This window comes from Actinomycetospora sp. NBRC 106378, assembly GCF_030269685.1.
Taxonomy (GTDB): domain Bacteria; phylum Actinomycetota; class Actinomycetes; order Mycobacteriales; family Pseudonocardiaceae; genus Actinomycetospora.
Window position 1 is genome coordinate 1 of the sequence record NZ_BSTT01000005.1, and the last position, 19,486, is coordinate 19,486.

Annotated in this window: 24 protein-coding genes and 4 tRNA genes; 17 read left to right on the forward strand and 11 right to left on the reverse strand. The window is 73.7% G+C overall.

All coding sequences use genetic code 11. The features are described from left to right. Positions 1-156: 156 nt before the first annotated feature. On the forward strand, positions 157-1,404 hold the full coding sequence (locus QSK00_RS13575; protein WP_285591499.1) for an HNH endonuclease signature motif containing protein: 1,248 nt from the start codon (positions 157-159) through the stop codon (positions 1,402-1,404). Here QSK00_RS13575 and QSK00_RS13580 read toward each other — a convergent pair. After that, on the reverse strand, positions 1,364-2,185 hold the full coding sequence (locus tag QSK00_RS13580; RefSeq protein ID WP_285591501.1) for a class I SAM-dependent methyltransferase: 822 nt from the start codon (positions 2,183-2,185) through the stop codon (positions 1,364-1,366). The genes QSK00_RS13575 and QSK00_RS13580 overlap by 41 nt on opposite strands. A 106-nt stretch (positions 2,186-2,291) precedes the next feature. On the opposite strand from QSK00_RS13580, the gene QSK00_RS13585 reads away from it, so the two are divergent. From QSK00_RS13585 to QSK00_RS13615, 7 genes are all read left to right on the forward strand, one after another. After that, complete coding sequence (locus QSK00_RS13585) at positions 2,292-3,530, forward strand: oxidoreductase (RefSeq protein ID WP_285591503.1); 1,239 nt, start codon at positions 2,292-2,294, stop codon at positions 3,528-3,530. A gap of 69 nt (positions 3,531-3,599) precedes the next feature. Beyond that, positions 3,600-4,259 carry an NADPH-dependent F420 reductase gene (locus QSK00_RS13590; RefSeq protein WP_285591508.1) on the forward strand — a complete coding sequence of 220 codons (660 nt, stop codon included), beginning with the start codon at positions 3,600-3,602 and terminating at the stop codon, positions 4,257-4,259. 134 nt (positions 4,260-4,393) lie between these two features. Then, complete coding sequence (locus tag QSK00_RS13595) at positions 4,394-4,573, forward strand: hypothetical protein (RefSeq protein ID WP_285591510.1); 180 nt, start codon at positions 4,394-4,396, stop codon at positions 4,571-4,573. A 25-nt stretch (positions 4,574-4,598) separates the two neighbouring features. Beyond that, complete coding sequence (locus QSK00_RS13600) at positions 4,599-5,570, forward strand: NADPH:quinone oxidoreductase family protein (protein WP_285591512.1); 972 nt, start codon at positions 4,599-4,601, stop codon at positions 5,568-5,570. Positions 5,571-5,620: 50 nt separating this feature from the next. Beyond that, complete coding sequence (locus tag QSK00_RS13605; RefSeq protein WP_285591514.1) at positions 5,621-6,409, forward strand: alpha/beta fold hydrolase; 789 nt, start codon at positions 5,621-5,623, stop codon at positions 6,407-6,409. Between the two features lie 31 nt (positions 6,410-6,440). Continuing rightward, a complete protein-coding gene (locus tag QSK00_RS13610; protein WP_285591517.1) occupies positions 6,441-6,620 on the forward strand; it encodes a hypothetical protein in 180 nt (59 codons plus the stop codon). A 2-nt stretch (positions 6,621-6,622) separates the two neighbouring features. Further along, positions 6,623-7,063, forward strand: coding sequence for an OsmC family protein (locus QSK00_RS13615; RefSeq protein ID WP_285591519.1), 441 nt, complete (start codon positions 6,623-6,625; stop codon positions 7,061-7,063). On the opposite strand, the gene QSK00_RS13620 is transcribed toward QSK00_RS13615, so the two are convergent. From QSK00_RS13620 to QSK00_RS13650, 7 genes are all read right to left on the reverse strand, one after another. Next, positions 7,060-7,809, reverse strand: a complete 750-nt coding sequence (locus QSK00_RS13620) for an IclR family transcriptional regulator (protein ID WP_285591521.1) — start codon at positions 7,807-7,809, stop codon at positions 7,060-7,062. The genes QSK00_RS13615 and QSK00_RS13620 overlap by 4 nt on opposite strands. Before the next feature lie 55 nt (positions 7,810-7,864). Continuing rightward, positions 7,865-8,962 (reverse strand): COG4315 family predicted lipoprotein, encoded by a 1,098-nt coding sequence (locus tag QSK00_RS13625; RefSeq protein WP_285591523.1) that lies wholly within the window; start codon positions 8,960-8,962, stop codon positions 7,865-7,867. A 272-nt stretch (positions 8,963-9,234) separates the two neighbouring features. Continuing rightward, positions 9,235-9,825, reverse strand: a complete 591-nt coding sequence (locus QSK00_RS13630; protein WP_285591525.1) for a hypothetical protein — start codon at positions 9,823-9,825, stop codon at positions 9,235-9,237. Positions 9,826-9,905: 80 nt separating this feature from the next. Next, positions 9,906-9,977 (reverse strand) — tRNA-Val (locus tag QSK00_RS13635). A gap of 1 nt (position 9,978) precedes the next feature. Beyond that, a tRNA-Cys gene (locus tag QSK00_RS13640) sits at positions 9,979-10,050 on the reverse strand. Between the two features lie 27 nt (positions 10,051-10,077). After that, positions 10,078-10,150, reverse strand: a tRNA-Gly gene (locus QSK00_RS13645). Positions 10,151-10,242: 92 nt separating this feature from the next. Next, positions 10,243-10,662 carry an SsgA family sporulation/cell division regulator gene (locus QSK00_RS13650; RefSeq protein WP_285591526.1) on the reverse strand — a complete coding sequence of 140 codons (420 nt, stop codon included), beginning with the start codon at positions 10,660-10,662 and terminating at the stop codon, positions 10,243-10,245. 305 nt (positions 10,663-10,967) lie between these two features. On the opposite strand from QSK00_RS13650, the gene QSK00_RS13655 reads away from it, so the two are divergent. From QSK00_RS13655 to QSK00_RS13680, 6 genes are all read left to right on the forward strand, one after another. After that, entirely contained in the window at positions 10,968-11,552 is a 585-nt protein-coding gene (locus QSK00_RS13655) for an RNA polymerase sigma factor (protein ID WP_285591527.1), read from the forward strand. Beyond that, positions 11,549-12,388: an anti-sigma factor domain-containing protein gene (locus tag QSK00_RS13660; RefSeq protein WP_285591529.1), complete on the forward strand. Its 840-nt coding sequence runs from the start codon at positions 11,549-11,551 to the stop codon at positions 12,386-12,388. Before QSK00_RS13655 ends, QSK00_RS13660 begins: the two co-directional genes overlap by 4 nt. 41 nt (positions 12,389-12,429) lie before the next feature. Beyond that, positions 12,430-12,924: a TIGR02611 family protein gene (locus QSK00_RS13665; protein ID WP_285591531.1), complete on the forward strand. Its 495-nt coding sequence runs from the start codon at positions 12,430-12,432 to the stop codon at positions 12,922-12,924. 20 nt (positions 12,925-12,944) lie between these two features. After that, a tRNA-Val gene (locus QSK00_RS13670) sits at positions 12,945-13,016 on the forward strand. 390 nt (positions 13,017-13,406) lie between these two features. Continuing rightward, entirely contained in the window at positions 13,407-13,646 is a 240-nt protein-coding gene (locus tag QSK00_RS13675; protein ID WP_285591534.1) for a hypothetical protein, read from the forward strand. An 81-nt stretch (positions 13,647-13,727) separates the two neighbouring features. Further along, positions 13,728-14,588, forward strand: coding sequence for an SGNH/GDSL hydrolase family protein (locus tag QSK00_RS13680; protein ID WP_285591536.1), 861 nt, complete (start codon positions 13,728-13,730; stop codon positions 14,586-14,588). 24 nt (positions 14,589-14,612) lie between these two features. Here the strand turns inward: QSK00_RS13680 and QSK00_RS13685 are convergent, their stop codons facing one another. Next, positions 14,613-15,254, reverse strand: a complete 642-nt coding sequence (locus QSK00_RS13685; protein ID WP_285591539.1) for a TetR/AcrR family transcriptional regulator — start codon at positions 15,252-15,254, stop codon at positions 14,613-14,615. A gap of 85 nt (positions 15,255-15,339) precedes the next feature. Between QSK00_RS13685 and QSK00_RS13690 the strand changes: the two genes are divergently transcribed. Beyond that, positions 15,340-16,557 carry a cytochrome P450 gene (locus tag QSK00_RS13690; RefSeq protein WP_285591541.1) on the forward strand — a complete coding sequence of 406 codons (1,218 nt, stop codon included), beginning with the start codon at positions 15,340-15,342 and terminating at the stop codon, positions 16,555-16,557. A 42-nt stretch (positions 16,558-16,599) separates the two neighbouring features. Here the strand turns inward: QSK00_RS13690 and QSK00_RS13695 are convergent, their stop codons facing one another. After that, positions 16,600-16,938, reverse strand: coding sequence for a DUF1330 domain-containing protein (locus tag QSK00_RS13695; RefSeq protein WP_285591542.1), 339 nt, complete (start codon positions 16,936-16,938; stop codon positions 16,600-16,602). A gap of 95 nt (positions 16,939-17,033) precedes the next feature. On the opposite strand from QSK00_RS13695, the gene QSK00_RS13700 reads away from it, so the two are divergent. Then, positions 17,034-17,432 carry a hypothetical protein gene (locus tag QSK00_RS13700; RefSeq protein WP_285591544.1) on the forward strand — a complete coding sequence of 133 codons (399 nt, stop codon included), beginning with the start codon at positions 17,034-17,036 and terminating at the stop codon, positions 17,430-17,432. Further along, positions 17,429-17,761, forward strand: coding sequence for a YnfA family protein (locus QSK00_RS13705; protein ID WP_285591546.1), 333 nt, complete (start codon positions 17,429-17,431; stop codon positions 17,759-17,761). The genes QSK00_RS13700 and QSK00_RS13705 overlap by 4 nt, the downstream gene beginning before the upstream one ends. Here QSK00_RS13705 and QSK00_RS13710 read toward each other — a convergent pair. Next, positions 17,674-19,473, reverse strand: a complete 1,800-nt coding sequence (locus QSK00_RS13710) for a chorismate-binding protein (protein ID WP_285591548.1) — start codon at positions 19,471-19,473, stop codon at positions 17,674-17,676. The two genes, QSK00_RS13705 and QSK00_RS13710, sit on opposite strands and share 88 nt — an antisense overlap. Positions 19,474-19,486 lie beyond the last annotated feature (13 nt).

The following is a 19,486-nucleotide window of genomic DNA, read 5'->3' on the forward strand; positions in this document are numbered from 1 at the left end:
TCTCGAACCCTGTCCTGCCCACAGCCGAGCAGGCTGGTCACCACCGTGACCAACCCACCCAGCGGGCCTGCTCAGTGTCCGCGATGTGCTGAGACATCAACTGTCCTCGATGTCCTGAGCACAGACATGTCCGGGTTGGACGACGCCGTACTCACGATGGCTGAGGAGCAGCTCGCCGCTTTGGCGGCGACGCATTCCCCGAAGCGGTTGTATGCGGCGGCCCGGGTGATCGCGGATCGGCTCGACCCGGACGGGGCCGCCCCGAAGGACGACGATCCGGCGGGGAACGAGTTGCACTACGCGACGCGGCGCAACGGGAACCTGCACGCGAAGCTGGTGCTGCGCGACCCCGCGGCGGCGGCGTTGTTCGACGACGCGATCCGCGCCGCCACCCCGCCGCCGGCCTCGGCGGCGGTGACCGACCCCGACGTCGAGCCCGGGCAGGTGTTGCGGGACGAGGCCCGCGACACCAAACCCGCCCGCCAGGCCTCCGGGATGCTCGACCTGATCTCGGCCTCGCACCGCGCTGGGCTCGACCACATCGAGGAGGAGCAGGCCCCGGGCAGCCCCACCGCCTCGATGCCGCTCCCGGACCTCGACGACCACCACACCAGCCGCAGCGACACCGACGTCGACGTCGAGGAGCCCCTGCCCGGCAACGGCGCCGCTGCGAACGACGAGGCCGCCGACCGCGAGGCCACCGAGGACGAGGCCACCGAGGACGAGGCCACCGACCCCGAGGCGCCCGACGAGTTTGTCGACACCGACGACACCGACGACACCGACGACACCGACGACACCGACGACACCGGCGAGCGCGGCGACACCGGACCGCCCGGCGGTCCACCGCCGCACCGGCCGTGGACCCCGCCGGACCTCACGGGCATGACCCTGCCCGGGCGGGAACGGGTCACCCTCACCGTCACCCTGAACTACCAGACGCTGCGCCAACAACTCACCGACACCAGCACCGCACTCGCACTACTGGGCGACTCCACCTTCATCCGCCCCGAGACCGCGCGCCGGTTGGCGTGCGACGCCGACGTCATCCCGATCGTCCTCGGCTCGAAGGGCGAGGTCCTCGACGTCGGCCGCAAGACCCGGGCGATCCCCACCGCCACCGGACGCGCGGTCACCCTCCGGGATCGGCACTGCGCGTTCCCCGGCTGCCGCCGCCGCGCCCGCACCGCCCAGATCCACCACATCGTCCATTGGGCCCATGACGGCGAAACCGAGCCGGACAACCTGGTGTGCCTGTGTCGGTATCACCACGACCTGGTCCACCACAGCGGCTGGGACGTGATCATGGTCGATCACCTGCCCTGGTTCCGGCCACCGGCCTGGCTCGACCCCACCCGCACCCTCAGACACAACCGACCCTGGCAGCTCGTCGATCGCGGCTGAACGCCGTCGCGAGCTCGACGGCGACGGAGCGGACGACCGGGCCGCCCGGCTGGGCGCGGAGACGCTCACGCAGGCAGGCGAAGAGGCCGTCGCGGCGCCACGCGGGCAGCGCACGGTGGTTCGAGAACGTGCCGATCAGGTCCAGGTACTGCTCGGGGTCGTAGTGGTGGTCGACGCGGAACCGCCGCATCTCCGCGCTGTGGAAGTCCTCGGCGTCCTCGATGCCGTAGGCGCTGGCCGCAGGCAGGTCCTCCGCGCGGGGGAGTCGCAGGCCGGGCGGGGTGTCCGGGTCCCACCGCTCGTAGCAGGTCTGGGCGCCCGCGAAGAAGGCGTCGGACGGACCTGCGACGGCGATGGTCTGCACGAGTGCCAGCACCCCGCCCGGCCGGAGCAGGCGTGCGGCGCGGGCGAGCCGCGTGTCCGGATCGAGCCAGTGGAAGGCCGTGGCGCACACGACGACGTCGAACCCGGCCACCTCCGGCTCCCACCGCTCGACGTCGGCGGTCACCACCTCGACCTGCGGGAAGCCGGCGAGTCGGCTCCGGGCGAGCTCGGCGAGGGCAGGCCCGAGTTCGACCGCGACGACCCGGTGACCACGGCGCGCGAGATCGATGGTGGCCTGCCCGGTGCCGCAGCCGATCTCCAGCGTCCGTGGAGCCGTCGTCGCCACCCGCCGGTCGATCTCGTCGAACACCGCCGCCGGGTAGGTCGGACGCGCCCGGTCGTACCGGTGCGGGTCCTCGTCGAAGGTCGCGCGGAGCGTCTCGCGGTCCTCGGCCACGTCAGCAGTGTGGCCGTCGCGGGGCGGGTGACCGCGGGTCCACGGAGGGACACACGTTCGCAACAGGAGCGAGCGCCAGTGGAAACGGTTGCGCACAACATTAACGATGAGTACCTCCTCCGACCTCGAAAGGCTCACCGTGGCCGACCTCTTCAGCTCGTTCACCCTCAAGGGCGTGACGCTGCGCAACCGCATCGGGATGTCCCCGATGACGCAGCACGCGTGCGAGGACCGCAGCGGGAAGATGAACGACTATCACGTGATGTACCTGGGGGCCCGCGCCGCGGGGGGCTTCGGGCTGATCTTCCCCGAGCAGGTCGCGATCGTGCCCGAGGGACGGACCACCGTCGACTGCGCGGGCATCTGGGACGACGACCAGGTCGAGGGCCACGCCCGGGTCACCGCGATCATCAAGCGGCAGGGCGGCGTCGCGGGCATCCAGCTCGGGCACACCGGCCGCAAGGGCAGCGAGGTCGCCGCGCACGACCGCATCGGCGAGTACGGCCCCGGCGCCCAGTTCCCGCCGGACCACGACCGCGGCTGGCAGTGCGTCGGCCCGTCGAACGTCCCCTACGGCGGGGACCACCCCTTCGACGTCCACGCCCTGTCCGTCGACGAGATCAAGAGCCTGCACCGCTCCTACGCCGACGCCGCCCGCCGCGCGGCCGACGCCGGGTACGAGTGGCTGGAGATGCACTTCGCGCACGGCTACCTCGGCGCCGAGTTCTTCTCGCCGCTGGCGAACCGGCGCGACGACCAGTACGGCGGGTCGCTGGAGAACCGGGCCCGCTTCCTGCTCGAGGCCCTCGACGCCGTCCGCGAGGTGTGGCCCGAGCGGCTGCCCCTGACGATGCGGCTGGGCTCGGACGACTTCCACTCCCAGGGCGTCCAGTTCGAGGAGTCGGTGCAGGCGGTGGCGTGGATGGCCGACCACGGGCTCGACGCCGCCGACATGAGCCTCGGGTTCAACACCGACGACATGGAGCGCAAGCCCCCGATGAACGACCCGGGCTTCATGCTCGAGCGGTCGTCGCAGATCAAGCGCGAGGTCGGCATCCCGACCGTCTGCTCCTGGAACCTCGGGGTGCCGCAGAACGCGAACCGGGCGATCGAGGCCGGTCTGACCGACGTCGTCCTGCTCGGGCGTCCCGCGCTGTCCAACCCGCACTGGCCGCTGTGGGCGGCGCGCGAGCTCGGCCACGAGGCGCCGTTCTCGATGCTCCCCGACGACTGGCGGCACTGGCTGGAGAACTTCCGCGGGCACGCGGCCTCGATCGGGCTCCCGCCGACGGGTGCCTGGTCGCCGGCCCCGGAGGACGAGATCGCGATGCTCCGGTCCGCGTGACCTCGTGACCTCGTGACCCGCCCCGGCCGACGCGGGAACACCCGCGTCGGCAGGGCGGTTGCCCCGCGCATGAGGATCGGCATCATCGGAGCGGGCAACATCGGCGGCACCCTGACGCGGCGGCTCACCGCCCTCGGCCACGAGGTGCGGGTGGCCAACTCCCGCGACCCGGAGACCCTGGCGGACCTGGCCGGGGAGACGGGCGCCACCGCGGTGTGGGCGAAGGACGCCGCGCAGGACGCGGACCTCGTCATCGTGAGCATCCCGCAGAAGAACACCCCGGACCTCGCGCCGGGGATCGTCGCGACCGCGAAGCCCGGCGCCCCCGTCGTCGAGACCAACAACTACTACCCGCAGCAGCGCGACGGCCGGATCGAGGCCCTCGAGGACGGGACGCCGGAGAGCGTCTGGGTCAGCGAGCTGCTCGGCGTCGACGTGTACAAGGTCTTCAACGGCATCTGGTGGAAGTACCTGCTCGAGCGCGGGGTCCCGCAGGGCACGCCCGGCCGGATCGCGCTCCCGGTCGCCGGCCCGGACGGGCCCGCCAAGGACGCGGTGCTGGCCCTCGTCGACGAGCTCGGCTTCGACCCGGTCGACGCCGGGTCCCTCGAGGAGTCGTGGCGCCAGCAGCCCGGTACGCCGGTCTACGGCACGGACCTCGACGCCGACGGGGTGCGGAAGGCCCTCGCCGAGGCCCCGCGGGAGCGCCCGGCGGAGTTCAGCGCCTGACCGGGATCGTGACGTACTCCATGAGGTCGAGTCCGTGAGGATCTCCGCGCGGCGAACGTCCTACTCGTGAGTGCGGCGGTCGGATGATCTCCGGCCGTCGCCCACGACCGGGCCGCCGACGTCAGGAGGACAGGATGGCTCCGCTGCACGACACGACCGAGCAGGAGCGCACGAACGACCGGGCCGAGGGCACCACCGGCTGGTCGGCCTGGCTCGCGACCCCCGGGGCGATCCGGGGCGGGCTGGCCCTGCTGGTGCTGCTCGCCATCTACGTGGTGGGCGCGCTCTCGCACCTGCACGTGCTCGGTCTGTAGACCCGGGGTGGGGCATGATCGCCCCATGCGCGCAGTCCAGGTGAGCAAGCTCGAGGGTCCGGAGGCGCTCGAGGTCGTCGAGATCGACGAGCCGGTCGCCGGTCCGGACCAGGTCCTCATCGACGTCGAGTCCGCGGGCGTGGTCTTCCCCGACCTGCTGCAGACCCGCGGCGAGTACCAGATGAAGCCCGAGCTGCCGTTCGTGCTGGGCTCCGAGGTCGCCGGCACCGTGCGGACGGCGCCGGACGGGTCGGGCTTCGCGCCCGGCGACCGGGTCGCCGCGTTGTGCGTCGTCGGCGGGTTCGGCGAGACCGTCGCGGCCCCGGTCGACCAGACCTTCCCGCTGCCCGACGCGGTGTCGTTCGACGTCGGCGCCGGGCTGCCGATGAACTACCTGACCGCCGAGTTCGTGGTCGCGACCCGCGGGCGCCTGGCCGACGGCGAGACCGTGCTGGTCCACGGGGCCGCCGGCGGCGTCGGGATCGCCTGCATCCAGTTCGCGAAGGCGCGCGGGGCGACCGTCGTCGCCGTCGTGTCCACCGAGGGGAAGGCCGAGGTCGCCCGCGCGGCCGGCGCGGACCACGCCGTCCTCGTGGACGGCTTCAAGGACGCGGTCCTCGAGCTGACCGGCAAGCGGGGCGTCGACGTGATCGTCGACCCCGTCGGCGGTGACCGGTTCACCGACTCCCTGCGCTCGCTCGCCCGGGGCGGACGGCTCGTCGTCGTGGGCTTCACCGGCGGCGACATCCCGACGGTGAAGGTCAACCGGCTCCTGCTGCGCAACACCGAGGTGGTCGGCGCGGGCTGGGGCGAGTGGGCCTGGAACAACCCCGGCTACATGCGCCGCCAGTGGGACGAGCTCACCGGGGACATCGCCGCCGGCCGCCTCGCCCCGCCGATCAGCGGCGTCTACCCGCTCGCCGAGGCCGCCGCCGCGGTGGGCGAGCTCGCGGAACGGCGGGTCACGGGCAAGGTCGTGATCCACACCCGGGAGTAGTCCGGCTACCGTCCGTCGGGCATCGTCGCCGTCGTCGTGGAGGTCCGGTCATGCTCGCCCACAGCCGCACGGGATCCGGGGAACCGCTGTTCCTGCTCCACGGCATCACCCACCGCCGGCAGGGCTGGGACCCCGTGCTGCCGCTGCTGGAGCGCGAGCACGAGGTGATCGCCATCGACCTGCCCGGGCACGGCGAGTCCGCCGACGTCGACCCGGGCTTCGACGGGTCGCCGCGGCCGCTGGTCGAGGCGGTCGAGGGCCTCGCCGACGAGCTCGGGATCGACCGTCCGCACATCGCGGGCAACTCCCTGGGCGGCCTGATCGGGCTCGAGATGGCGGCGCGGGGCTCGGTGCGCTCCGCGACGGCGCTCTCGCCCGCCGGGTTCTGGTCGCCGGTCGGGCGGCTGTGGGCCAAGGCGCTCCTGGGCGGTGCGTCGAGCGTGCTGCAGGCGTGGTCGCGGGAGCGCCTCGACTCCGTCCTGTCGACGCCCGCGGGCCGGTACGCGCTGCTCGGGGCCCTCGTCGCCCACCCCGGACGTGACCACTACGCGGCGATGGGGGACGACCTGCAGGGTCTCGCCCGGCCGCGCGAGGGGTTCGCGACGATGCTTGCCGCTCTCGACACCTGGACCGCGCCGCGGCGGTCGGACGTGCCGACGATGGTCGGCTGGGGTTCGCGTGACCTGCTGCTGCCGCGCGCCCAGATCCGGCGGCTGCGCCGGGTGCTGCCCGACGCCCGGGTCGTGGTCCTGCCGGGATGCGGGCACGTGCCGATGGCCGACGACCCGGAGCTGACCGCCGAACTGATCCTGGGCACGGCGCGGCTGTCGCGGGCATGAGCCCATGCGCATCCGTGGCAGAGTGACGCCCGTGGCCCACGAGAACGAGTGGTACTACTGCCTGAAGCACAACACGGTGGAGCCCTACGAGGGCTGCCGCGCGGCCGACCGCCTCGGTCCGTACCCCGACGAGGACACCGCGGCCCGCGCGCTCGAGATCGCCCGGGAGCGGACCGAGGAGGAGGACCGCCGGGACCGCGAGGGCCGGTAGCGGTGGCGCACGAGTACCGGCTGACGGTGTCCTGGTCGGACGACCCGGGCACCGTCGACTACCGCTCCTACACCCGCGACCACACCGTCGCCGCGGACGGGAAGCCGACGCTCGACGGCTCGGCCGACCGCTCCTTCCGCGGTGACCCCGCGCGGTGGAACCCGGAGGAACTGCTGGTGGCGGCGCTGTCCGAGTGCCACCTGCTGAGCTTCCTGCACGTGGCCGCCGAGGCCGGCGTCGTCGTGACCGCCTACACCGACCACCCGGTCGGACGGATGACCCGCGACGACGACGGCGGCTGGTCCTTCGCGTCCGTGGTCCTCCACCCGCGGGTGACGACGACGGGTCCGGCCGGCGACCAGGAGAAGCTCCACCACGCGGCGCACGAGGCGTGCTTCATCGCCCGCAGCGTCGCGTTCCCCGTGACGGTGGAGCCGGACTAGCGGTACCAGAGCCGGTGGGCGGTGCGGGCGACGTCGGTGACGGCCCGGATCGTCGCCGCGCGGCACGTGTCGAGCTGGCGGGTGGGCATGGAGACGGCGAGGCAGGCTGCGACCCGCCCGCCCGGGTCGGCCACCGGCGCGGCGACGCAGCTGAAGCCCTCCGCGAACTCCTCGCGGTCGAGGGCGTAGCCGACCCGGCGGACCGTGGCGAGCTCGGCGTCCAGGGCGATCGGGTCGGTGATCGTGGTGGCCGTGAAGCGGGTCCACGTCGCGCCCTCGAGCCGGGTGCGACGGGCCGAGGAGAACGCCATCAGCACCTTCGCGGCCGCGACCGCGTGCGCCATCGTCGGGGGTACGCGGGCGGGGAGGTCGGGGATGCGCGCGAGCCGTTCGTGGCCGCGGGCGTCGAGCAGGTCGACGTGGTCGTCGTCGGTCCACTCCGCGAGGTAGGCGCGGGCCCGGGTCCGGCGGTGCAGTTCGGTGACCGCATCGGCCAGCATCGTCGGGACCTCCGCCGCACGGGCGACCGGACCGGACGGGGCCGGCGCCGGACCCGGGCGCATCCGGAAGGTGCCGGTGGGCGTCCGTTCGACGTACCCGCCCGCGACGAGCGCGTCGACCGTCGCGCGGGCCGAGTCGGCCGGACGCCCGAGGTGACGGCCCGCGTCCCGCAGGTCCAGCCCGTCCGGGTTCGCCGCGAGCAGACGGAGGGCGCGGAGCGTGCCGGCTGGCGCTACGGTCGTCACGCTCCGGAGCGTAGATTCCGGAGCGTGACGCGTCGTTGAGCTGAACAGGTGAAGCTCAGTAGCCGTACGACCCGCCGCTGTCACCGTAGGACGTCGAGCCGCCCGCGGCCGGAGCCGAGTAGCCGCCCTGACCGGCGGGCTGGCTCTGCTGGGCCTGCTGGCCGCCCGCCTGGCCCCCCTGCTGCTGGGCCCCCTGCGCGCCCGCGGCGGGGGCGTTCGGGGCGACCGGCTTGCCGTCGGGGCCCACGGCGCGCCAGGTGCCGCCGACGCCGTTGCCGGCGGTCTCGCCGGGCGCGGTGTCCTTCGCGAACCGGTACAGCGGCCAGCCGTTGAGGGTGAGCTGCTTGGTGCCGTCGGGCCGGTCGACGGTGCCGACCCGGCTGGCGTCGATACCCTTGAGCCACGGGTCGGCGTCGGAGGCGAGGACCGGCGGCCACTGCTCGGCGCACGTCCCGGTGCAGGTGCTCGCCGCGGGCTTGTTCGAGTCCTTCGTGAACGAGTACAGCGTGTACCCGTCACTGGTGGCGACGGTGCCGAGCGGCGTCTGGCGGGTCGCGAGGTTCGCACCGGTCAGCGAGGTCGGTGCGACCTGACCCGCACCCGCCGTCGTCGTGACCGCCTGGTCGGAGGTGCCCCAGTGGGCGATCGCGACGTAGCCCGCCGCGCCCGCGGCGACCGCGCCCGCGGCGACGAGGGCGAGCAGGGCCGAGCGGCCGCGTCGACCCCGCCCGGCGCCACCGCCGCGACGGTGCCCGGACGTCGGCAGCGGGCCGCTCGGGTGCGCGTCGCGCGGGCGGGCCTCGACGTCGTCGGCCAGGCGCCGGCGGACGGTCGGGTCGGAGGCGCCACGGACGGGGATGTCGTGGGGGAACGAGTGCGGGCCCGACAGGGGGCGCTCGGAGGGCCAGGCGCCGGTGCTCGGGCCACGCCCGGCGACGGGCTGCGGACCGGAGGCGGGCATCGCGGCGTGGGCGCCGGATCCGTAGGGGCTCACCGGCTGGGGGCCCGACACGGGGCCGTAGCCGCCGGTCGGGTAGCTGCCGGTGCGCGGAGCGGTGCCCGGGCCGTCGGGGTGGCCGTCGTAGCGACGCGCCTCGCGCGGCACGGGGATGCCGAACTCCGGTCGCGGGTCCTGCTGGACATCGGGGCGCATGGGGGAGGTACCTCCGGTCGCGGGGGAGCGGTGCCGCCGCGGGAGTCGGGGGCTTCCCGCGGCGGCGCAGCCAGAACGGTAGGGACCGCCTCCCCGACGACCCCCGTTTGCTGAGAGCGAGCGGGCCCGCACACCGGGCAGGGGCTCGTCCGACGCGGCGAACGGCGGCAGGTTCCTCCGGACGGCGCGTCGAGTTGCGCCGTATGCCGATGTCACGGTTCAGCAACGGCGAGGTCGCCGGGTCCCCGGACGGATGCTGGGCGGACGAGGTCTCAGGGGCGGTGCGGCGTGGCCTCCGACCGGTCGTCCTCGGCGGACGAGCGGACGCCGCGACCGGTCGCGGTGGCGACGGCGGTGCCGAGCAGTCCGGGGTTGTCCGCGCCGGCGAACTCCCAGGCCCGGCCGATACCGAGTACGAACAGGACGATGACGACGACGCTCAGGCCGTCGACCGCCGCCGCGTCGTCGGGGCGGGCGGACAGAGCGACCCCGTCGGTCACCTGCAGGACGTAGAGCACCGCCTGGCCGACCACCAGCACGACGCCGCGGATCCGCGGGCCGACCGGGGTGGGGCGGTCGGAGGCGAGCAGGATCAGGAGGGTCGCCATGGCCACGAGTCCGAGGGCGCCGAGGGTGACCGCCACGTCGCCGAGCTGGGGCCGTGGACGCAGGGCCAGCAGGGAGAGCACGAGCGTGTCGAGGAAGGCGGACAGCGCGGCGATCGCGCGCAGTCGGGTGGTGCTGCGGGCCGAGCGGCTCGCGCCCTCGGGGTGGACCGAGATGGCGACGAAGAGGAGACCGATGAGCGCGCCCGCCACCGTCGCCGTCGCGAGGAAGAAGTCGCCGTAGCCGTCGGGAAGCACGGCAAGATGTTAGCGAGGCCAACGACGGCGGGTCCGGGGACGACAAAGGCCCTGGTCACAAGCGTGACCAGGGCCTGTTGTGGGCGATACTGGGATTGAACCAGTGACCCCTACCGTGTCAAGGTAGTGCTCTCCCACTGAGCTAATCGCCCGAGGCGGAGGCGGGAATCGAACCCGCGTACAGGGCTTTGCAGGCCCTTGCCTAAACCACTCGGCCACTCCGCCGGGATCCTCGGAGGCCTGTGCTCCCCGAGCGGACGACGGGACTCGAACCCGCGACCCTCACCTTGGCAAGGTGATGCGCTACCAACTGCGCTACGTCCGCATGTCATCGGGGGAAAGTTCCGGGGAAGTTCTCCCTGCCGATGATGAGAACTCTACTGCATCGTGCGCGGCCCCCGATCAGGGGGGTGGTGATCAGCTGGGGTCGGTCGAGAGCAGCAGGCCGAGGGCGTGCTCGAGGTCCAGCCAGTCGTCCTCGGCGCCCGGCTCGATCACCTCGTGGGTCCGCTGGAGGAACTCCGAGACCTCCCGGGCGAGGGCCCGGAACGTCGCGTGGCCGGAGGGGGAGGAGAGCTCGATCTCCACCGACTCGCCCTCGGAGGGGCGGATGCGGACGTCTCCGTCCCCCGCCGCGTCGATGAGTCCCTCGGTCAGGAGGTCCCGCGAGAACACCCACTCGACCCACCCGGCGCGGCCGGTGCGGAACGCCGCCTGCACGGCGTACGGGTCGCGGGTGTCGTAGCGGAGCTCGACTTGGACCGGGACGGGCGGGTTCGGCGGACCGACGAGGTCGAACACCGCCGTGGACCGGATCGTCACGTGGTCGTTGTGCATTCGAAGGCTGCCTTTCGCGCACGCTGCTGTCGAAGAGGGGAACGACCGGCGGCCGAGCCTGTGACGCCGGTTCACCCGGCTCACGCACCGAGCACATCTTAGGAGTACCCGGTCGAGCCCTTACCCGGTCCGCCTCCGTAACGGTCGACCCTCCCTGCCCGAGCGCCCGCCACTACCCGACCGCACTAACCTGGGCCGCATCGGACCCGGGCACGACGGCACGAGGAGGAGGTGAACCCGTGGCGGAGGCGTCGCAGAGGCGATCCGAGGCGACTGCGGAGCGTGACGGTCGGTCCGGCGACGCCGTGGCGGACGCCACACTGCTCCGCGCCGTGGCCGAGCGGGCCCCTCGGGCGCTCGAGGCGTTCTACGACCGCTTCGACCGCCGGGCCTACTCCCTCGCCCGTCGCATCTGTGTGGACGAGACGCTCGCCGAGGACGTGGTCCAGGAGGTCTTCCTGCACGTCTGGCGGCACCCGGACCGGTTCGACCCCACCCGCGGGAACGTCGCGACCTGGTTGATGACCATGGTCCACCACCGCGCGGTCGACGCCGTCCGGCGCGAGGCCACCCGCCGCAAGTACACGGTGCCCCCCATCGACGACGGTGACGACTGGACCGGCCAGGACCGCCTCCCGCTGGGCCCGGGCGCCGACGAGGCCGCGCTGGACCGGGTCGAGGCCGGTCACGTGCGGGACGCGCTGGAACGCCTCCCCGCCGAACAGCGCGAGGCGCTGACCCTCGCCTACTTCGGGGGTTTCACCCAGCGGGAGGTCGCGAGCATCGCCGGCGTCCCGTTGGGCACGGTGAAATCGCGCATGTTCACCGCGGTGCGCACGCTGCGGGGGATGCTGGAGGGACAGGTCGGGCGAGGGGAGGGGACCCCATGAGCACCACACCGGGTGGTCACCGCGAACTCGCCGTCGCCCGGGCCCTGCATGCCCTGGACCCCGAGGCGGACGCGGAGTTCACCGCGCACCTCGACGGGTGCCCGGAGTGCCGGGACATCGTGGCGGGGACCGAGGAGGTCGCCGTCCTGCTGGGAACTGCGGTCGAGCAGGTGTCGCCGCCGCCGTCCTTGCGGGCGCGCATCCTCGCGGCGGCGGAGGACGACGAGGTCCCCGATGACGTCCCCGATGACCTCCCCGATGGCCTCCCCGATGACAGGAAAGCGTCGTTGCCGGCGTCCGGTGGCAGGGACGCCGCATCGTCGAACGTGGTCCCGCTGCGTCGTCGCCGGCGTCTCGTGGCCGGGCTGGCGGTGGCGGCCGCGGCCGCGCTCGTCGTCGTGATCGGCGGGCTGGTGAACGCCAACCGCGACCTCGCCCAGGAACGGGACGCGGCGACCGCCCAGGCCGACCGGAGCCGTCAGGTCGTGGAGCTCGTCGACGCGGCGGCCCGGCCGGGGACGCCGCATGCGGTGCTGGCGTCGGCCGACGGGGGGTTCGTGGGGCTCGTCGTGGACCGGGGCCGGGGTCCCGAGTTCCTGGCCACCGGACTGCCGGCCAACGACGGTGCGCACACCTACGTGCTGTGGGGGCTCGCGGGCGGGCGACCGGTCGGACTCCAGGCGTTCGACATGTCCGGTTCGGGGCCCGTGACGGCTTCCGTACCCTCGACCTTGGCGGATCGCCGCTTCGCCGGGTTCGCGGTCTCCTACGAGCCCGGTCGGACGGTGCCCGCCACGCCGACGCAGGTCGTCGCGAGTGGTCAGCTGGCGGGCTGACCCTCCGCGGGCCCGCACCGACGACGAGGCCAGGGAAGGCGATGACCCAGGACCAGGGCACCACCTCCGCGCGACCGACCACGACCGCCCCGGGCGAGCCGAGCGACCCGCCGTCGAGAAGGCGCCTGCACGGCCTGCGCGTCCGCCTGCGGGCCTTCCGTATGACGGTGCGCGCCCGGCCGCACTGGAACCTCGCCTGGCGCTGCGGCATCGGGTTCCTCGGCACCGTCGTGCTGATCCTCGGGGTGATCGCCATCCCGTACCCGGGCCCGGGGTGGCTGATCGTGTTCACCGGCCTCGGGATCCTGTCCACCGAGTTCGAGTGGGCCGGCCGCGTCCTGCGCTTCGCGCGCCGGTACTACGACCGGTGGGTGGCGTGGGTGAAGCGGCAGAACACCTTCGTGCAGCTCCTGTTGGCGCTGGCCACCGGCCTGATCGTGCTGGCGACGCTGTGGCTGCTCGATGCGCTGTGGATCGTCGCCAGGCTCGTGGGCCTCGGTCACTGGACCTGGCTGCACAGCCCGATCATGGCGTGAGTTAGGCTTCTTCCTGCTGCGGGCGATTAGCTCAGGGGGAGAGCGCTTCGTTCACACCGAAGAGGTCACTGGTTCGATCCCAGTATCGCCCACTCGCAGGCAGGCCCGGTTCCCGTGCAGGGAGCCGGGCCTTCGTCGTTCCACGGCCTGGGGTGCGCGGCGAGGCGTCACCCATCGGTCCGAGCCGGGCGCTGCAGGCTGACCGGTGACGTCTCGGCGCCGGGTGGGACGACGTCCGTGGCATCGGGGGCACTCAGGTCGCCCCGGTGCCACTGACGTGTCGATGGTTTCCCGACGGCGGGTCCGGCCGGCTCGACGATGCGGCGAACCTGCCACTGGACGCCAGCAACGACGCTTTCCTGCCACGGAGGCCACGGAGGCCACGGCCACGGAGGCCACGGCCACGGGGAGACTGGTCCGGACCACATGGTTGTGTCCAACCGACTTTCGTGGGAACGGTTGAGCGTTCTAGTATCTCGCTCGTGCACGAAGCGACGGTGTGGGGCGAGCGGGCTCGCCTGGCGGCGTGGTCTGCCCTGGTGAACATCGACGAGCTGGGGCTCGACGACGACGGCCGCGTGCGGGTGGTGGAGCTCGCGCGGTCGCTGACCGAGCTCCCCGACCAGCGCAAGGCGCGGCTCCTGCGCGAGGCGCTCTCGCGGTCGACCGGCCTGACCGTCAGCACGGTCGTCTCGTGGCTCGACGAGGTCCCCGCGGCCTGACCCGGTCGGCACCCGCTCTTCTGCTCGTCGGGGGGTGCCTCTACCGTCCTGCTCGGTCGGGTGACACGGGGAGGACATCGCATGGGTGCACGTCGGGCCGTGGTCGCCGCGGCGGCGGTGATCGGGCTGTTCCTGGTGGGGACGGTGGCCTGGGCGAACCAGGCGCAGCCGCTGCGCTACGTCAACCTGGGCGACAGCTACAGCTCGGGTGCGGGCATCCAGCCGGCCGCCCCCGGATCGGCTCCCGCGTGCAGCCAGTCGCAGCTCAACTGGGCGCACGACATCGCCGCCGACACGGGTGCGACGCTCCGCGACGCCTCCTGCAGCGGGGCGGACACGCAGGACTTCCGGACGTCGCAGTCGGTCGGGGTCCCGCCCCAGCTGGACGCGATCGCCTCGGACACGCAGCTGATCACGCTGACGATCGGCGGGAACGACAACAACGTCTTCGTCTCGACGATCCAGAAGTGCGCCACCGCCGCGCTGACGACGGCCGGCCAGGGTAACCCGTGCCAGCGGACGTACGGCTCGAGCTTCGTCGACACGATCAACACCAGCAACTACCCGAACATCGTCCGGGCGCTGCAGGACGTGAAGAAGAAGGCCCCGAAGGCCCGGGTCGCCATCTCGGGCTACCTGCGCATCCTGCCGGCGGAGAAGGGCTGCTACCCGATCATGCCGGTGGCCGCCGGGGACGTCCCCTACCTCAACGGCATCCAGGGCGCGCTCAACGACGCCGTGAAGCGGGCGGCGGCGAAGACCGGGGTGACCTACCTCGACGTCACGGCGATCTCCACCGGCCACGACGCCTGCCAGCTCCCGGGCGTGCGCTGGGTCGAGCCGGTGGTCCCGGTCAACGCCGCCCCGGTGCACCCGAACGCCATCGGCGAGCGGGAGATGGCGAACAACGCGATCGCGAAGCTCGGGCTCGCCCGGGCCTGACCCGGTGAGCCGGGCGGCTCGACGTCACGGACGCCGGGCCGGGAGCTCCGTCAGGGCGCGGAGCTCCTCGGCCAGGCGGTCGCGGTGCTCGTCGAGCATTCCCGACGACGGGTCGGCGCCGTCCGACCACGCGAGGGCGTCGGAGAGGACGCGCAGTGCCGCGTTCACGGCCGCCGCGCGCACGAGGACCGTCAGGTCGTCCGCGGGCAGGCCGAGCCGCTGCCCGAGCGCGGCCGCGAACACCGGCTCGGCCCGCTCGTGGAGCACCAGCCACACCGCGCGCACCCCCGGCTCGTCGCGCGACATCCGCACGACAGCGAGCACCGCCTCCAGGTCCTCCGGGGGCATCACGTAGGCCGCGCGCAGGTGCTCGCCGAGTTCCGCGGACTCCGGCCACGAGCGCAGGACGTGCACGAACGCGTCCAGCGAGACCGACAGCAGCGGCTCGACGCAGGACTCCTTCGTCCGGAACAGCCGCCACAGCGTGCGCTCGGAGACCCCGGCCGCGCGGGCGATCTGCTCGCCGGTCGTCTCGGCGACGCCGTGCTCCCGGAACAGGGCCACCGCCTGCCGGGAGATCTCCAGCCGTCGCCGCCGGCGCTCCTCCTCGGTCACCGGAGGCCGGCCGCGGCGGCCGGCCGACCCGTCGTCGGGAGCTGTGCTCATCCGCACATCTTACCCACCTTTTAATGGCAGGGACTGCCACAAAGACGTACGGTCGGTGATGTCGCCGTCACACCGAGGAGTCCTCATGACTGCCACCACCGACCGGACCGCGGACCTGACGCTGCCGTTCGCGCGCCCGAACATCCTCGAGCTCGCCCCGCTGTACGAGGTCCTGCGCCGCGAGGCCCCGGTCGCCGCGGTGACGACGCCCGCGGGCGACCCGGCCTGGCTGGTCACCCGCTTCGAGGAGGTGCGCGACCTGCTCGGCGACAAGCGGCTCGGCCGCTCGCACCCGCACCCCGAGCAGGCCTCGCGGATCACCGACGGCGCCGTGCAGGAGGGGCCCTCGGGGAACTACGAGACCGAGGAGGCCGACCACACGCGGATGCGTCGCCTGCTCACGCCCGCCTTCTCCGCCAAGCGGATGCGGCGGATGGGTGAGGACGTCCAGGGCCTCGTCGACGGTTATCTCGACACCCTCGTCGCCGCGAAGGAGGCCGACGGCGTCGCCGACCTCCACGAGACGCTGGCGGTGCCGCTGCCGGTCGCGGTGATCTGCCGCCTGCTGGGCGTCCCGCACGACGACTCGGGCTACTTCCGCGACCTCTCCGACCGCATGGCGAGCTACGGCCACGGCGACGACGCCCAGGCGGCCCGGGCGGAGTTCGGCCGCTACATGGCGGGGCTCGCCGAGCAGAAGCGCGCGGACCGTACCGAGGACGTCATCTCCGACCTGGTCACCGCCCAGGAGGAGGACGAGAGCTACGACTACGCCGAGATGATCCGGCTCTCGGTCGGCCTGCTCTTCGCCGGCCACGAGACCACCGTCAACCGCATCGGGCTCGGCGTGCTCATGCTGCTCACGCAGCCGGAGCGGTGGCGCTACCTCGTCGAGGACCCGGCGGGGCGCACCGACCGGGTCGTCGAGGAGATCATGCGGCTCGGGGCTCCCGGCGACCTCGGCCTGCTGCGCTACGCGCACACCGACGTGGAGGTGGGCGGCGTGACGATCCAGGAGGGCGACGCGGTCATCCTCTCGGTCAACGCCGCGAACCGGGACCCGCAGGCCTTCGCCGACGCCGAGGCGTTCGACCCCGAGCGCGAGGAGCGCGCCCACGTCGGCTTCGGTCACGGCGGGCACTTCTGCATCGGCGCGAGCCTCGCCCGCACCGAGCTGCGGACGGTCTTCCGGACGCTCGCCGAGCGCCTCCCCGACCTCCGGCTCGCCGTCGACCTCGACGACATCGACGTCCGCACGCAGCACCTCACCGGCGGCGTGAAGGCCCTGCCCGTCACCTGGTGAGCGCCGGGCGTCCCGGGGCCGCCCGGCGGCCCCGGGTCGTGCTCACCGGCTCGCCGCGATCTCGTCGGCCATCGCGGCGCTGTCGTGGTCCGGCCCGCAGCCCTCGAGCAGGAACGTGATGCTGCGCGTGTTGCGGGTGCGCAGCGGGAGCAGTTCCTGGTACCCGGGGGATCCGTACCAGGCCCGCGCCGACCCGACATCGGGGAAGCCGATCAGGACCACCACCCCGTCGAAGGGGCCCTCGAGCACCTCCGGCATGGAGCCGTGCACGAGGAAGTGCCCGCCGTAGGGGTCGAGGGTCGCCTGGATGCGACGCAGGTAGTCGAGGATCTCGTCGTTCTGGTCGATGTCGTGGAGCAGGCCCACCGCGTATGCGTTCACGACGACGAGCGTGGTCCGCTCCGGTCACCGGCGCGATGACCTCGCAGGTCATGGCCGGGTTGCCCCCGACCCGCGCGTCGCGCACCGTGGGAGGCGTGACCAAGGCGGTGCAGGACCTCATGATCGCCGTGGAGCGGGTGCACGACGCCCTGCACGCGGCGATCCGCGCCGGCGCCCCCGTCGCCCACCTCCTGGCGCAGGACGCGACCTTCGACGTCCTGCCGGCCGGCGTCGGCGCCACCGGGGCCGACGAGGTGGAGCGCTTCGTCGCCGAGCAGGTGGTCGTGCCCGGGGACCTCACCGTGCGCCGGACCTCCCGCACCGGCGACCGGTTCCGCGTGGTGGACGAGGAGGTCTTCGCCTTCACGCACGACCGCGAGCTGGCGTGGCTCCACCCCGGACCACCGACCGGGAAGCCGACCGAGCTCGTCGTCGTGACCCTGACCGCGGTCAAGCGTGGGCAGGTGACGCGGTCCCGGATGATCGTGGCGTGACGCTCCGGTCGGTCCTGCTGTTCCTGCTCGCCGCCGTGACCGAGATCGGCGGGGCGTGGGCGGTGTGGCAGGGGGTCCGGGAGGACCGCGGGTGGGTGTGGATCGCGGTCGGGATCGTGTCCCTCGCGGCCTACGGGTTCGTCGCGACGCTGCAGCCCGACGCCACGTTCGGCCGGGTGCTCGCCGCGTACGGCGGTGTGTTCGTGGCGGGATCGCTGGCGTGGGGCACGGTGCTCGACGGCTACCGGCCCGACCGGTTCGACGTGCTCGGCGCGCTGCTCTGCCTGGCCGGCGTCGCCGTCATCATGTATGCGCCGCGCAGCGTCTGAGCCGGCCGCCACCCGCGCAGGCTGTTCACGACGGCGAGCCCGGTCGCCTCGTCCAGGTCGGCGGCGGTGAGCGTGCGCTCGACCAGCTCGCCGCGTTCGACGAGCTCGGCACGGGCCACCCCCGGCAGGGCGCCGCCCCCGAGCGGCGGGGTATACCAGGTGCCGCCGAGCCGCACGGCGAGCGTGGCGGTCGTGGTCTCGGTCAGCTCGCCCGCGGTGTTGACCAGGATCGCGTCGTCGGCGTCGGGGTACGCCCGGCGCGCCGCGGCCAGCCGCTGCTCGTAGGGGGAGCGGTCGGTGGTCTTGTGGTGCGGCCAGGTCGCCGTCGGGTCGACCGGCTCGCACGCGTCGGGCGGGGCGAGCCGGACGGGACCACGGCCGGCGTCGGGAAGCGGATGCAGCTCGACAGACGGCGTCCCGGAGCGGGGGAGCACGAGCCGGACCCGGGCGTCGCGGACACCGCGCAGGCGGGTGGCGAGCTCGGACCGCACGCGGCGGTCGTCGAGATCGAGGTGGGCCGCCGAGTCGGCGAGCCGTGCGAGGTGGCGCTCGAGGCGGACGGGGTGTCCGTCGCGGACGGCGAAGGTCTCGAGCAGGCCCTCGACCGGTCGGTGACCGAGCACGGTCGCCTTGGCCCGCAGCTCGGCCCACTCCGCGTCGGCGCGGGAGTCCCACGTGATGCCGCCGCCGGTGCCGTAGACCGCGCGTCCGGTCGCGCGGTCGGCGACCACGGTGCGGATCGCCACCGCGAACTCGGCACGCGACCCGGGCCCGACCCAGCCGATCGCCCCGCAGTACACCCCGCGCGGGGAGTCCTCGAGTTCGGTGATCAGGCGCATCGTCGCGATCTTCGGCGCCCCGGTGACCGAGCCGCACGGGAAGAGCGCGCGCATCGTCGCGAGCAGCCCCGTGCCGGGCCGGGCGGTGGCGGTGATCCCGCTGGTCAGCTGCCAGACGGTCGGGTAGCGCTCCGGGGTGCAGAGGTCGGTGACCCGGACGTCGTCGCCGACGCGGGCGACGTCGTGGCGGAGCAGGTCGACGATCATGACGTTCTCGGCGCGGTCCTTGGCGCTCGCGTGCAGGGTCGCGGCGGCGGCTGCGTCCTCGCCGGTCGTGCGCCCGCGCGGCGCGGTGCCCTTCATCGGCCGCACCGTCACCGTGTCGCCGTCGCGGCGCACGAAGAGCTCGGGGCTCGCGGAGGCGACCACCCAGCGGCCGAGGTCGAGCCGGGCGTGGTGCGCGCCGCGCTGCGCGTGGACCAGGGCCGGATAGAGGTCGGCCGGGTCCCCGCGCACCGTGCCGTCGACCCGGCCGGTGAGGTTGACCTGGTAGGTCTCGCCCGCCGCGATGCGGTCGTGGATCCGCGCGACGGCGGCCGCGTGCGTCGCGGCGTCGGTGCGCAGCGACCACGCCGCCGGCGGCGGGGGGCCGGGTGCGACGACGGGGACCGGGCGCGGCGGGACGTCGCTCAGCGCGAACCGGGCCACGGGCGGGCCGTCCGGGTCCGGCCGGTGGGTGACCAGGTCGGGGTCGAGACCCGGCGCGGCCTCGTAGGCGAGGTAGCCGTAGGCCCAGCGGCCCGATGCGGTGGCCGCGTCGACGGCGGCGAGGACGTCGGGCACCTCGTCGGCCCGACCCGCCGTCAGGACCTCGGCGGGACGGTCGAAGGCGACGGCGGAGTCGGCGCGCAGGTCGTCGAAGCGGGCGCGCATCGCCCGGAGCCTT

Bases quoted from the DNA above. Each gene is read 5' to 3' on its own strand.
- QSK00_RS13575 (WP_285591499.1), top strand. From the start codon at position 157: ATGGCTGAGGAGCAGCTCGCCGCTTTGGCGGCGACGCATTCCCCGAAG.
- QSK00_RS13585 (WP_285591503.1), top strand. From the start codon at position 2,292: ATGAGTACCTCCTCCGACCTCGAAAGGCTCACCGTGGCCGACCTCTTC.
- QSK00_RS13590 (WP_285591508.1), top strand. From the start codon at position 3,600: ATGAGGATCGGCATCATCGGAGCGGGCAACATCGGCGGCACCCTGACG.
- QSK00_RS13595 (WP_285591510.1), top strand. From the start codon at position 4,394: ATGGCTCCGCTGCACGACACGACCGAGCAGGAGCGCACGAACGACCGG.
- QSK00_RS13600 (WP_285591512.1), top strand. From the start codon at position 4,599: ATGCGCGCAGTCCAGGTGAGCAAGCTCGAGGGTCCGGAGGCGCTCGAG.
- QSK00_RS13605 (WP_285591514.1), top strand. From the start codon at position 5,621: ATGCTCGCCCACAGCCGCACGGGATCCGGGGAACCGCTGTTCCTGCTC.
- QSK00_RS13625 (WP_285591523.1), bottom strand. From the start codon at position 8,962: ATGCGCCCCGATGTCCAGCAGGACCCGCGACCGGAGTTCGGCATCCCC.
- QSK00_RS13650 (WP_285591526.1), bottom strand. From the start codon at position 10,662: ATGCACAACGACCACGTGACGATCCGGTCCACGGCGGTGTTCGACCTC.
- QSK00_RS13660 (WP_285591529.1), top strand. From the start codon at position 11,549: ATGAGCACCACACCGGGTGGTCACCGCGAACTCGCCGTCGCCCGGGCC.
- QSK00_RS13665 (WP_285591531.1), top strand. From the start codon at position 12,430: ATGACCCAGGACCAGGGCACCACCTCCGCGCGACCGACCACGACCGCC.
- QSK00_RS13680 (WP_285591536.1), top strand. From the start codon at position 13,728: ATGGGTGCACGTCGGGCCGTGGTCGCCGCGGCGGCGGTGATCGGGCTG.
- QSK00_RS13685 (WP_285591539.1), bottom strand. From the start codon at position 15,254: ATGAGCACAGCTCCCGACGACGGGTCGGCCGGCCGCCGCGGCCGGCCT.
- QSK00_RS13690 (WP_285591541.1), top strand. From the start codon at position 15,340: ATGACTGCCACCACCGACCGGACCGCGGACCTGACGCTGCCGTTCGCG.
- QSK00_RS13710 (WP_285591548.1), bottom strand. From the start codon at position 19,473: ATGCGCGCCCGCTTCGACGACCTGCGCGCCGACTCCGCCGTCGCCTTC.